This is a genomic window from Streptomyces sp. 3211.6 (assembly GCF_003634815.1).
In the GTDB taxonomy this organism is placed as follows: domain Bacteria; phylum Actinomycetota; class Actinomycetes; order Streptomycetales; family Streptomycetaceae; genus Streptomyces; species Streptomyces katrae_A.
The window spans coordinates 860,926-873,653 of sequence record NZ_RBXC01000001.1; the positions used below are offsets into that span (position 1 = coordinate 860,926).

General features: G+C 70.7%; 10 protein-coding genes. All 10 read left to right on the plus strand.

What is annotated here, in order from left to right; translation table 11 throughout:
- Positions 1-140: 140 nt before the first annotated feature.
- The 10 genes from BX286_RS04250 to BX286_RS04290 all read left to right on the plus strand — a co-directional run bounded on the left by BX286_RS04250 (position 141) and on the right by BX286_RS04290 (position 12,389).
- A complete protein-coding gene (locus BX286_RS04250; RefSeq protein WP_261993613.1) occupies positions 141-2,012 on the plus strand; it encodes an ABC transporter ATP-binding protein in 1,872 nt (623 codons plus the stop codon).
- Positions 2,009-2,209, plus strand: a complete 201-nt coding sequence (locus BX286_RS37350; RefSeq protein WP_261993347.1) for a hypothetical protein — start codon at positions 2,009-2,011, stop codon at positions 2,207-2,209. The genes BX286_RS04250 and BX286_RS37350 overlap by 4 nt, the downstream gene beginning before the upstream one ends.
- 62 nt (positions 2,210-2,271) lie before the next feature.
- Entirely contained in the window at positions 2,272-3,549 is a 1,278-nt protein-coding gene (locus BX286_RS04255; RefSeq protein ID WP_261993348.1) for an MFS transporter, read from the plus strand.
- A gap of 48 nt (positions 3,550-3,597) precedes the next feature.
- The gene (locus BX286_RS04260) at positions 3,598-5,067 is read left to right on the plus strand and encodes an NUDIX domain-containing protein (RefSeq protein WP_121014560.1); all 1,470 of its coding nucleotides are present in this window, start codon (positions 3,598-3,600) and stop codon (positions 5,065-5,067) included.
- Between the two features lie 128 nt (positions 5,068-5,195).
- A complete protein-coding gene (locus BX286_RS04265; RefSeq protein WP_261993349.1) occupies positions 5,196-6,530 on the plus strand; it encodes a protein-L-isoaspartate O-methyltransferase in 1,335 nt (444 codons plus the stop codon).
- 37 nt (positions 6,531-6,567) lie between these two features.
- Positions 6,568-7,002 (plus strand): hypothetical protein, encoded by a 435-nt coding sequence (locus BX286_RS37815; protein ID WP_315974692.1) that lies wholly within the window; start codon positions 6,568-6,570, stop codon positions 7,000-7,002.
- 218 nt (positions 7,003-7,220) lie between these two features.
- Complete coding sequence (locus tag BX286_RS37820; protein ID WP_315974693.1) at positions 7,221-8,117, plus strand: hypothetical protein; 897 nt, start codon at positions 7,221-7,223, stop codon at positions 8,115-8,117.
- Complete coding sequence (locus BX286_RS04275; protein ID WP_121014561.1) at positions 8,114-9,847, plus strand: hypothetical protein; 1,734 nt, start codon at positions 8,114-8,116, stop codon at positions 9,845-9,847. The genes BX286_RS37820 and BX286_RS04275 overlap by 4 nt, the downstream gene beginning before the upstream one ends.
- Entirely contained in the window at positions 9,844-10,815 is a 972-nt protein-coding gene (locus BX286_RS37825) for a hypothetical protein (RefSeq protein WP_148710252.1), read from the plus strand. Before BX286_RS04275 ends, BX286_RS37825 begins: the two co-directional genes overlap by 4 nt.
- 1,166 nt (positions 10,816-11,981) lie before the next feature.
- Positions 11,982-12,389, plus strand: a complete 408-nt coding sequence (locus tag BX286_RS04290; RefSeq protein ID WP_121014563.1) for a hypothetical protein — start codon at positions 11,982-11,984, stop codon at positions 12,387-12,389.
- Positions 12,390-12,728: the final 339 nt, after the last annotated feature.

The following is a 12,728-nucleotide window of genomic DNA, read 5'->3' on the forward strand; positions in this document are numbered from 1 at the left end:
GCGTGAGCAAGGACTCGGCGAGTGGATCCGGCGCCGCGGGGGTGTCGGATTCCGAGCGGCTCCTCTTCGGCGGCGAGCTGGCGTACGACATCGGGTGGGACCAGCACGAGGGCGCCTGGCTCAAGCTCGGGCTCTGGACGATGGCGCGCCAGCTCCCCCGGCTGGCGGGGACCGGCCTACGGCTTGCCCACCTCGCCGACGCACGGGCCCTGCGTGTGGTCCTGGCCTCGGAGGCCGGCCGGGGCGTCGCGCAGGCGGTCGGCCTGGTGGCGGTCAACAGCGTGCTCGGCCACGTCCTCGCGGCGGGCAGTACCAACGAGCGGCTGACTCAGGCGTTGCCCGCGCTCACGGTCGTGGCCGTCACGGCGTTCCTGGGGTCGCTCCTGCGATCGGCCTCGACGGCGGCCACCGGGGCTCTGGAGCCGAAGGTGCAGCGGGTGGCCACTGAGCAGTACCTCGGGTTGGTGCACCGCACGGAGCTGTCGGCGATCGAGGATGACGAGTTCCACCGGCTGCTGGACGCGGCCCGGTACGGCGCCGACTCGGCCCGGCGGATGATCCGGTACTGCACCAACACCCTGAACTCCGCGGTGTCGCTGATCGCGGCGGCCGGCGTGCTCACCGTCCTGCACCCGGTGCTGCTACCGCTCCTGGTCCTGATGACGCTGCCGAGCGCGTGGAGTTCGTTGATGATCTCCCGCCAGCGGTACATCTCCTTCCACGCCTTCGTCCAGCACGCCCGTGCCGGGCACCTGCTCGGCCAGCTGCTGACCCAGAAGGAAGCGGCTGCCGAGGTCCGTGTGCACGGCGTCGGGCCGTTCCTGCTGGGCCACTTCCGGACCATGGCCGAGACCAGTGAACGTGAGCAGACCCGGCTGGCCCGCCGGGCCGCCCGGATCGGGCTCGCCGCCGACGGTGCCGGCGGTCTCGCCACCCTCCTTACCTACGGCGCCCTGGGTGCCCTCCTCTGGGGTGGAGCGATGGAACTCGCCGTCGCCGGCACGGCGGTCCTGGCCATCCGCACCGGCGCTGCCAGCCTCGACAGCCTGGTGCTCCAGGTCACCGAACTGCACCAGGAGTCCCTGTTTGTCGCTGATTTCGAGCGGCTGTGCCGGGAGGCGAAGACCCGGGCCATCCCCGTGGGCGGAGACCCGCTGCCCGAGCGGCTGCGGGAAGTCCGGTTCGAGAAGGTCACCTTCACGTACCCCGGCAGCGGCCAGACCCAGCCCGAGCCCACGCTGCGCGAGGTGACCCTGGCGTTCCCGACGGGGAAGATCATCGCGCTGGTGGGCGAGAACGGCTCCGGCAAGTCCACCCTGGTCAAGCTCCTCGCCGGCCTCTACCTCCCGGACGAAGGCAGCGGCACGATCTGGTGGGACGACGTCGATGCCCGTACCGCCGACCGCGACCAGGTCTTCGGCCGCGTCGCGCTGATGTCACAGGACTTCTACCACTGGCCTTTCACGTTCCGAGTCAACGTCGGTATCGGGCAGCCCGGCCAGGCCATCGACGACCGGGCGGTCGAGGAGGCCTCCAGCTTCTCCGGCGCCGACGAGGTCCTCGACGGCCTGCCCCGCGGGCTCGGCACACTGCTGGCTCGCGGCTACCGCGGCGGACACCAGATCTCCGGCGGCCAGTGGCAGCGCATCGGCATCGCGCGGGCCAAGTACCGGCAGGCCGAGATCCTGATCGTGGACGAGCCCACCAGCGCCCTGGACGCGGTCGCGGAACAGCGGGTCTTCGACCAGATCAGGGCGCTGGCCGCGACCACCGGCCAGACGATCGTGCTCATCACCCACCGCCTGCACTCCGTGCGCCACGCGGACCTGATCCACGTCTTGAAGGACGGCCGGGTCGCCGAGTCGGGCACCTTCGAGGAACTGATGGACCCGGCCACGGGCACAGGGGACTTCCGCGACGCCTACCTCGTCCAAGCCTCAGCCTTCGATGCCACGATCCCCACCCAGTCGGCCGGCGACCTCGACACCCTGCGCGCCCAGGACCACGTATGACCGCCGCGGCGGCCCAAGAACAGGCCACCGGGGTGAACGTCCGCCCGGCGACGGGACGGGACGAGGCCCGACCGCAGACCAACTCGCAGGCCAAGTGCCGTCCACCTGTCCCGGTGCCCGGTGCCCTGCTCGCCGACCGGGCCACCCCCGAGCTGCTACCCGCAGGCGGGCTGCTGACAGAGGCCGGCCTGTGGTGACGTTGCCCCGCCCCCGGCCTTCCGTCCGCAAGAGGGCGCCGGAACTGGGGACGGGGTTCCGGTTGTACCTCGGCGGGGAGTCCGCCGGCCTGGTCGGGACGTCCGTGCACCTGGTGGCCCTGCCCACCCTGGCCGTCCTCGAACTGCATGCGACGGCCGGGCAAGCCGCTCTGCTCGCCTCCCTGGCCCACCTGCCCACCTTCCTCCTGGCACTCCCTGCCGGCGGCATCGTCGACCGGTACGCCAAGCGGGCTCTGCTGGTGGGGACGGACCTGGCGGGGGCCGTCGTCGCCACGGTGGTTCCCGTGGCGGCGCTGGCCGGGGTGCTGTCGATGTCCGTGCTGTACGCAGTCGCGCTGGTCCTGGGTGCGGTGACCGTGCTGCACCAGGCGGCGGCCATCGCGATCGTCCCGCAGCTCGTCGAACCCGCCCTGCTGCACCGGGCCAACGCCCGGGTGGGAGCCGCGTTCGGGGCCGCGGACACGGCCGGAACCTACCTCGGCACCGCGGTCGTCGCGGCCCTGGGCGCGGCCAAGGCCTTCTGGCTGGACGCCCTGTCGTACCTGGTGTCCGCCTGCTGCGCGGCCCGAATTCCGGAGCCCGGTCAGCCGGCTGCGGGCGAGGGGCGGCCCAGGCGCCGGTTGGCCGGGGAGATCTGGGAGGGCCTGGCCTACACCGCGCGGACTCCACTGGTCCGGGACCTCGTGTGCGCGCTGACCCTGACCGGGATGGGCGTCGGTGTGACGGGCGCGCTGTTCGCGTACTACCTGCTGACCGAGCTGGAGGCGGGACCTACCGGGCTGGGGATCGTGATGGGCGTCTCCGGCGCGGGCGCGCTCGCCGGCGCCCTGGCAGCGCCGCGGGTCGTAGCCCGGTTCGGCCCCGGCCCCACCCTGCTCGCCGGATTCGCGACCTGCCCAGTGGCGGGCGTGCCCCTGCTGTTCGCCCGGCCGGGGCCCGCCTGGCTCGCCGTCCTAGCCGCGGCGGGCGGGCTCCAGCTCGCCGCCGCGGCGGTGGCGGGTACCACCCAGCGGTCCGTGCGCCAGCAGATCTGCCCACCCGGACTGCAGGCGCGAGCGCAGCAGACCTCGACCTGGCTGGTCTCCGGGAGCAAGCCCTTCGCCGCCCTGGCCGGCGGCGCCGTAGCCACTGCATACGGGGCACGTACCGCTCTGGCCGTCGGGACGCTGGTGCTGCTGGTGCCGGTGATCGTGCTCTGGCGCTCACCGGTCAGCCGCCTGACCGCCATGCCCGTCCCCGCACCTCCCCCCGGCGACTCCGCCCTCGCCCGAGGTGCACGTCCGCCCGCTGATGCCGCAGGAGCGGACCCGCACCCGTGAGCGCCGCCCCCCTCCACTCCGCCCTTTCCCCGACCTGTGAGGCCCCTGTTGCCGCCCACCCGCTCACACATCCGCGATCTCGTCACCGCCTACCTGGAACGGCACCCGGATGAAGTGCCGCTGCTGGCACCTCTATTGCGGCTGCTGGACGAGGACGCCGAGCCCACGAGCCGCTCCACCATGCCGGGACACGTCACGTGCAGCGCGGTCGTCGTCGACCACAACCGCCGAGTGCTGCTCGTCCACCACAACGCCTTCGGGCTACTGCTGGCACCCGGCGGGCACGTCGAGGCCGGGGATCGCACCCTGCTGGAGACGGCGCTGCGCGAAGTCCACGAGGAGGCCGGCATCCCGCCCGGCGCCCTGTGCGCCACCGCCGCCTACGGGTACCTGCCCATCGACATCGACGTCTTCGACATCGACGCCAACCCGGTCAAGGGCGAAGGCGCGCACCAGCACTGGGACTTCCGCTTCGTCTTCCAGCTGGTGGACAAGGACGTCAAGGTCACGGTGCAACCGGAGGAGGTCTCGGCCCCGCAATGGGTCGCCTTCGACAAGGTCACGGCCCCGCAGCTGCGGGCGAAGCTCACCACGTCCGGGCTCGACGGCCGCATCGAGCCGGTCAACGCCTCGGCGCTGATCCACGACGGGCACGGCCGCTACCTGCTGCACCTACGCGATGATCTCCCCGGCATCTGGGAACCCGGGGCCTGGGCGCTGCTCGGCGGCGGCCGCGAGCCGGGCGACACCTCGCTCGAAGACACCGTCCGCCGTGAACTGCGGGAGGAAGCCGGGCTCGAGCCGGGCGTCGTGGAGCCGTTCGCCGTCGAGCTCGCCACCGGCACCGACGGCCTGACCGTGCCGGTGCAGGTGTTCACCGCCCAGTGGAACGGCGACCCCACCCGCCTGCCGCTCACCGAGGGCGTGATGCTGGCCTGGTTCCGCCCCGACGCCATGGAGCGTCTGAGGCTGAGCCCCTCGACCCTGGACCTCGTACGCCGACACGCCCACGACGCCGCCCGCAGCACGACAGCGCCCCAGGACGCCTCCCTCGCGCCGGACAGGCCGAAGGCGGGCAGCACCAGCGTCCCGCACATCGTCGGCGTCCACCTCTACCTAGAACGCGAAGGCCAGGTGCTGCTCGGCCTGCGCCACCCCGGCTCCGCGTACGCCGGCGGCACCCACCACTTCCTCGCCGGGCACTGCGAGCAGGAGTCCGCCGTGGCCTGCCTGGTCCGCGAGGCGCAGGAAGAGGCCGGGCTGCTCATCGACCCGGCCGACGTCGAGCTCGCCCACGTGGTGCACATGGTCGACAAGCCCGGGGACCAGCCCAGAATCGGGTTCGTCTTCCGCGCCCGGCAGTGGACGGGAACACCCGAGGTCCGGGAGCCGGACCGTTGCGTCTCCTGGGGCTGGTGGCCCGCCGACGCCCTCCCCGAGCCGATCGTCCCCTACACCCGAGCGGCGATCGAAGGCATCCGAGCCGGTCGCCCCTACACCGAGCTCGGATGGACCTGACCGCCCCGCGCTTCCCGCCCGCAGTCCCCGTCCCCCTGCCCAAGGAGTCGTACGTGCCCGATCCCCTCGTACCGCCCGCCCGGACCGAAACTTCCCCTGAGGATCGAGCGACGGTCGCGCGGGCGGAGATGGTCGCTGGCCTGGAAGCGGCTGGCCATCTCCGGGCGGGCCCGGTCCGGGACGCCTTCCTCGCGGTGCGGCGGGAGGTGCTGATGCCGCAGGCGTACGTACGGCGCAGCGGGCCGGACGAGACTCCGCCGCGCTGGGACCTGCTCGACTGGGCCGTGCCCGCGGACCGGGAGGAACTGCTCGGGCTGCTGTACGGAGGAGAGAGCGTCCTGATCCAGCACGACGGCGAGCCGATCCTGGGCCGGGTGCCGTCCCCGCGGTCGGGCGGGTCGATGACGGCGATGTCCAGCACGGCCGCGATGACCGTCGCGCTCCTGCAACGTCTCGACCTGCGGCCGGGCCAGCGGGTCCTGGACGTCGGGACCGGTGCGGGAGTGACCGCGGCCGTCGCGTGCCTGATCGCAGGTGATGCCGGGGTGGTCACCGTGGACCGGGACGAGCACGTCACCGCCGCCGCCCGCGAGCGGCTGGCGTTGCTCGGCCACCGGCCGACAGCCGTCACGGGGGACGGGCAGAACGGCTGGCCTGCCGGCGCCTACTACGACCGGATCTTCGTGTCGTACGCGGTCACCCGGGTACCGGAGGCCTGGCCACAGCAGCTGGCCGCCGGCGGGCTGGCGCTGGCGACCTTGTCGACCTCCTCGCCGTCCTGGCCGGGCCTGGCGGTCCTCACCAGGACCGGCAGCGGGCGCGTCCGGGCCCGTCTGGAAGCAGTGCGGCTCGGGCACCGGGCGGGCCACGGCTGGAGCCAGCTCTACCTGAAACCCGGTCTGCGGGGCCGGATCGAGGCCGCGGACGGGGGCAGCACCCGCACCACGCACACGGGCCCGCCGCCGGATGATGCGCGGGGGCTGTGGCTGGCCCTGGACCACCTGCACCCCGGGCTCGTACGGAACTGGGCCGCCGACCACCTGGTCATCGGGGCCCCCGACTGCGGGTCCTGGGTCACTGCCCGGCCGGACGACTCCGGGACGTGGACGGTCACGGTCTGCGGGCCCCGCGACATCTGGGCGGAGATCAGGACACCGCCACCCGATGGCAGGCGGCCGGAGCACCGTCCTCCTACCGACTGCACCTCGAACCGGACGGAACCCAGTGGGTCAGCGCCGGCAGCGGGCCGAACGAGTTGTTGTCCTGGCCACTGCCCGCCGCCCTCCAGCCGTCAGCGAACGTCCCGCCGCAAGCCCCCGAACCCACCCTGGTGCCGAAGGAGTTCACCTCATGACCTCACCCGCCCCCACTTCCACCGCTGCCCGGTCCGGCGGCTGCCTGTGCAGGAAGGTCCAGTTCACGGTCACCGGAGAGCCCGATTACCCCCACGTGTGCTTCCCTGATGATTGAGTGAGTTCAAGGGACTCACAGGGGTGGAAGTTGGACGAGTGGTGGTTGGTGTTCGTGCCGGATCCGGAGCGGTGGGGGCCGCTGCCGGAGGAGGGAGTGCTGGGGGTCCGCGACCTGCCGGCCGCCGTGGATGCGGTGGGGCTTCGGCCGGGTGATCCGGTTTTTGTGCGGCCTGATTTCGCCGTGGACGCGGAATTGTTGGAGTTCGCCCTGTCGCCGGATTTTCGCGACCTGGAACGGGAGTCGCGTCGGAATTACGCGACAGACATCCGTTTGCTGCTGTCGTGGCTTTGGCGGCGGGGTGTTCCCTGGCGGGCTGCGACAGTTGCGGACTTGCGGGCGTACAAGGAATTCCGCGTCGACTCTCCGTTGAATCCTCAGCGGATCGGCGGAACGAAGTGGAACCGGGAGGCGGCTGCGCTGCCCAGCTCTACAGATGGGCGAAGGTCAATCCTCTCCCGGTAGATGTGGGTCGTCGCGCGGACCGATCGGCAAGTGCGCGAAGTTCTCGGGTGTCGTGGCTGACTCCGCGTACCTGGGGCCTGTGGCAAGACCTGGGGCTGCGAGGACTTGGCCGCGATGGGGCGCCGTTGCCCGGCTGGGACGGGCGAACCGAACTGCGGAACACCGCGTTTGTGGGACTGACGCTGAGCTCGGGTTTGCGGCGGCAGGAGGCGGGGGCGATGCTGACGTTCGAAGTACCGACCCGGCGTCTTCGGTCTGGACGCTACTGCCATGGCCTGGTGGCGAGTGCCCTGTCGCGGTCGAAGCGGGACCGCACCTTCTACGCGTCGATCGAGTCGGTGCGCCAGCTCGGTGCCTACAGCGAGTCCGAGCGGGCGTGGGCTATCCAGCGCGCCCAGGGGGAGGGCCGCTACGAGAAGCTGCCCCTGATGCGGCTTGTCACGGACGTGACGCATGGTCCGGTTCCGGTTGTGCACTGGGTGGAGCGGGATGGGACGGCAGGCAGGCGGGAATTGAGCCTGCTGGACTGGCGAGAGAGGCAGTGGCTGTTCGTCGAGGGCCCACACGGCCCGGAACCGGCGTGGTTGTGGTTGACCGAGCAGGGCATGCCGATGCTGCCGGACCGCTGGAATACGTTGTTCCGGCAGGCCAACCAGCGGTGCGAGGAAGCTCTGCTGACGCCAGAGGAGCGAGAGGTCCCGCGCCCGCTGAGGTCGGCTGCGGTACGGGGGAAGGTCCCGTATGCAACGCCGCATGCCGCGCGTCACTCCATGGCGCTCTACATGCTGGTCGTGCTGAACGAGCTCATGGACAAGAAGTACGGGCTGACCGCCTCCGACCAGCGCGACTTCGCTCAGCTCTACGGCGACCCGTGGTGGCTGGTGAAGACCCTGTTGGGGCACCGGGACGTTGAGACGACGAAGGAGCACTACCTCAACCCGGTCATGCACCTGCAACTGGAGTCGATCCTCGCCTTCGACACCGAGGATGAGCACGACGAGACGGACCAGATGAAGGATCTGAACGGCCTGTTCACCCGGCTGGCCCGGGAAACGTCCGGGATCCAAGACATCGAGGTGCTGTTCGATACTCTCCCCGTCGCGGAGGCATCGTGAGCGGGCGGGGCCGCAGGGCCGTCCTTCCGCCGGCAGACTTCCAGGCGACCCAGCGCATCGCAGCCGACGGAGTACGGGTCACCGTGGTGAACAAGGAAGGCTTCGAGCGCGTCTTCGACTTCGCCGCGCTTGCCGTGCCCCAGGCGATGCGCTGCTCCCTTGCGCGAGCGTTCGCCGAGCAGTCCATGGGGTGGAACAGCCACGCGAGCGGTGAGTCGTATTGGCGATCCGTCGAGGTTTTCGCCCGGTTCCTCAAGGACCAGGCGCACCCGGCCGAGGATCTCGGCGATCTCACCTCGGCCGCGCTCCGGCTCTGGCGTAACAACCACAAGGACAGCCCCGGCGGGCGCGAGGCCCTGGCCAAGATACGTACGCTGCTGAAGCGCGAACCGCGGCTGGCGCAGGGACTGGCCGCCGAGGAGCTGGCCCGCCCGGTTCCGAAGAAGGGCAAGCCGTCCAAGCAGTCCTACCGGCCGTCGGAGCGGGACCAGGTGCTGCTGATCGCCGAACGACAGTTCCGGGCCGCGCTGCTGCGGATCCGAGAGAACACCACGCTGCTCGCCCGCTACCGGGCGGGTGCACTGGACCCGGACAGCCGTGACTGGAGGATCGGGGCGGCCCTCGAGCACATCGCCGCCACGGGCGAACTGCCCGGATACCCGGACAAGGACGGGAAGGTCTACACCCGAGCCGAAGGGCTGTTGCGCGGAAAGAACCGCGGGAAGACGACCAGCCGGCTGTTCCTGAGCCGGGCGGAACTGACGGCCCTGGCCGTGATGATGACGGACCGCTTCGGCTGGAATCTGTCGGTCTACGACCGTCTGCACGTGCCCGTCATCACCCCGTCCGCGGGAGAGACGGCCACGGTCACCTACGAGGTCCTGGTGGAGAAGCGCCGCTCGGGCGAGGGGCGCTGGTTCGACACGGAGAACTACACCGACTCCGGCGCGGACTCGCCGGGCCGGCTCATCACCCAGGCCCTGGAGGCCACGCAGCACGGGCGAGCCCTGGCCGCTGCCCTGTCGCCCGGCCACGACCTGATGATGGTCGCCCGCAACCGGCGCCGTACTGACGTGGACTCCAATCTGGACCGGCCCCGGAACGTCGGCCCGCTGTGCTTCGGGGTGTCGAAGGCCGATGCGCGAGTATGGGCGAGAACTCACAAGATCGGCTCGCCCTTCCAACGTGCCCGCAGGACCACCGTCACCACCACGGGCAAGCCGCTGCAGCAGAAACGTGGCACCCACGAGAGCATCTACGTCCTGCCCGACGAGAACGTCCAGCAAGCCGCCGTGGACGTGATCGCGGCCGGCGCCGAGGAAGCCCTCGAGCAGGCCCGCGACTACACCTTCAAGGGGCGGCTTACGGACGCGGCCGACGCGGCCCACCAGGAGACCGCGACCGCGGACTGCGCGGACGAGGAGGCCAGTCCCTGGCCGGACCCGAGCGGCGGCTGCGGCGCCGACTTCCTGCTCTGCCTATCCTGCGAGAACTCCCGGGTCCACACCGGCCACCACCCGCGCCTCGCGCTCCTGCGCCGACAGTTGATATCTCTCCGCTCCAGCTGGCCCGAGAAACTCTGGCACAAGCGATGGGACGAACACCTCCAGCGACTCGATGATCTGCGGACGAAGGTCAACGAGAGCACCTGGGACGCCGCTCTGGCCCGGGTCACCGAGCGCGACCGAACGATCATCGACCATCTGCTCAAGGGAGACCTCGCCGCGTGACGACAGCTTTGACCATCGAGGCAGATCCCTACATCCTTCCCCTGCCGGAGCCGGACAGCCCGGTGGTGCTGGACCGGTGGATCAGCGCCGGCAACACCCACCCCAACTCCCGCTACGGCGACGACATCTGGTCGATGGGACCGCTGACCGACAACCCCGGGGAGAGCATCCACAAGATCAGATGGACGGCGTGCCCCGCCCCCCTGCGGAGCGAGTTCAGGCGCATCGTCTGGGTCCTGATCAACGGCGAGCTGCGACCCACCTACATACGGGAACGGGGCTTTCAGAACCGGACACGCGACGGCGTGCTCAGCATGCGCGACAACATCCTGCAGTGGCTGAAGTTCGCGCGCTGGCTCGACCGGCAAGGCGTGTCCCAGCTCAGTGACTGCACCATGGAGCATTGGAAGGTGTACGCCGCCAAGTGCACCAGCGGCTGCACGCGCGGTCATGCCCAGACGGTTCTGCGCTGGCTCTCGGACCTGTGGGCCTTCGACCAGCTGTCCGTCAGCCCCTGCGGCATCACCTGTCCTCCCTGGGAGGACGAGGGCATCGACGACTACCTGCCGGCTGAAACGGGAGAGGCGGGTGGGGAGAACAAGACCGAGCCGCTGGACCCAGCTGTGATCGGTCCCTTGCTGACCTGGTCGATCCGACTGGTCGAGGACTTCTCCGACGACATCCTGGCCGCCTGGGCCGAGCGCGGCCGGATGCACGCCCGCGTGAAGGCTACCCCGAGCACCCGGGAGGGCCTGGCAGCCGTCAAGGGGTATCTGCTGCCGCTGGTCGACTCCGGGGATCTCCTGCCCGCCACGGTGAGCCGCTTGCACGGCGTCACCCTGGCGCACCACTACGTCGCCGCTGTCACGGGGGCCAGCTGGAACCAAGTCCACCATTTCGCTTCTCGGAACGGGCTCCGGGAGATCACCGCCGGCGGCCCGGCCCCAGCCCGATGCAGGTGCCGGTGACAGGCCGGATCGAGGGGCGCCCCTGGCGCGAGTCCATGGACTACGAGGAGACACCGATCCTGGTGCGCCACCTGGCCACGGCCGCCGCAATCGTGATCTTGTACCTGACCGGCATGCGCCCCCAGGAGGCCCGGTCGCTGCGATCCGGCTGCTGTCCGGACCCGCAACCGAATCCCGACGGCTCCATGCCGCGCCATCTGATCCGTGCCCACCACTACAAGAACGTCCGCGACTCCGACGGCCACCACATATCCGCTGGTGAGGAGCGCGCAGTCCCCTGGGTCGCGATCACCCCGGTCGTCAACGCCATCCGCGTTCTCGAACGGATCGTCCCCAAGGGCGAGCTCTTGTTCAACTCCACCCACCACGATGTCGTCGGCCGGCGCAAGCACCACGGTGCGCTGAAGCGGGGCACTCTGGACCGCCGCGTCGAGGATCTCGTGTCGTGGATCAACCAGGAGGCCGCCGCCCAGGGCCTGCCCGCCCAGATGGTGCCAGCGGACCCGCACGGAAACCTTGGATTGAGTCGTCTGCGCAGAACGCTGGCCTGGCACATCGCCCGCCGCCCCGGCGGCCTGGTCGCCCTCGCTATCCAGTACGGACACATGCGCACTGCCCTGGACGCCCGAACCTCCACCGGCTACGGCAGCCGCGCCCGCCGAGGGTTCCACGGGGGAACTCGACGTCGAGACCGCTCTCGCCGCCGCGCAGACCGCAGCGCGGCTGCGCGACGCCACAGCGGCCGGCGAGAAGATCTCCGGTCCCGCTGCTCGGCGGGCTCTCATCGGAGCAACCTCGATCCCCGGCTTCGAAGGCGCCCTGACCACCCCGAAGGCCGCCGCCAAGTTCCTCGCGCGCGACGGCCTCGTCCTCTTCGACAACCCGGACGCGTTCCTCATCTGCGCCTTCAAACGCGACACGGCCCTGTGCGATCCCGATCCCGGGGCGACGGCACCCAACCAGTTCGCCTGCCAGCTCGGCTGCGGCAACGCGGTCCGCACCGACAGCCACGCGCAGGCGGCACGAGAGCACGCTGATCGGCTCCATGCGAAGGCAGCCCTCATGCCCCAGCCTCTGGGCGACCGGTTTCGCAGGACCGCCAACCGCTTCCGCGTTCTCGCCGACGCCCACGACTCCGCCGCACAGTACGCCGAGGAGGCCATCGCATGAACCAGCAGCACGAGGACGAACGCTCCCGCATCCGCACGGCCATGGACTGCCTTCTGGCCGGCCAGCCCACCTGCTCCAACGGCAGCCTCACCGTGATCGCTCTCGCCGCAGAGGCCGGTGTCCACCGCATGGCGCTGCAAAAGCGTCACGCCGACCTGAAGGAGGAGTTCTACGCGCGGGTGCGTACGGAAACGCACCAGACACCGGAGGTTGAAAAGCGGCTTCGCAAAGAGGTGGTCCGCCTGAAGGAAGCTCTCAAGGACTCCCGGGCTGCCGAGGCCGAGGCCCGGCATCGAGCAGAGCAGATGGCCCTCGCGGCAGCCGTCCTCATCCTCCGGAAACCCGACAGCCAGGACCATCCTGCCCCCGGCAACGTCATCCCGCTCCGCCCGTCCGGCGATTAGAGCGAGCAGGCCGTCACACTGCGACGCCGAGCTCCTTGCGGGTCCGGTGGATGAACTCGCGGACGGCCGGCTCGCGCCGCCAGGGGGCGAGGGCGGCATTGAACTCGCGGACGTAGTCCTTGGCCCGGCTCAACTGGACGCGGGCGAGGATGTCGACGGGATGCTCGCGTGTGCACCCCGCGCGAGGCAGGCCGGCGGTCAGCCCCAGGTGTAGTTGTCGTCTGTGACGGCTTCGAGGGCAGCGTCGGTGACGGCGGCGCGGGGGTCGGGCAGGGCGGCAAGGGCCGGGCCGATGGGCGGGAAGATCGGCAGCTCGGTTTATGGAGGCGTGGTCCGGTC

Bases quoted from the DNA above. Each gene is read 5' to 3' on its own strand.
- BX286_RS37350 (WP_261993347.1), top strand. From the start codon at position 2,009: ATGACCGCCGCGGCGGCCCAAGAACAGGCCACCGGGGTGAACGTCCGC.
- BX286_RS04290 (WP_121014563.1), top strand. From the start codon at position 11,982: ATGAACCAGCAGCACGAGGACGAACGCTCCCGCATCCGCACGGCCATG.
- BX286_RS04250 (WP_261993613.1), top strand. From the start codon at position 141: ATGGCGCGCCAGCTCCCCCGGCTGGCGGGGACCGGCCTACGGCTTGCC.
- BX286_RS37820 (WP_315974693.1), top strand. From the start codon at position 7,221: ATGCTGACGTTCGAAGTACCGACCCGGCGTCTTCGGTCTGGACGCTAC.
- BX286_RS04265 (WP_261993349.1), top strand. From the start codon at position 5,196: ATGGTCGCTGGCCTGGAAGCGGCTGGCCATCTCCGGGCGGGCCCGGTC.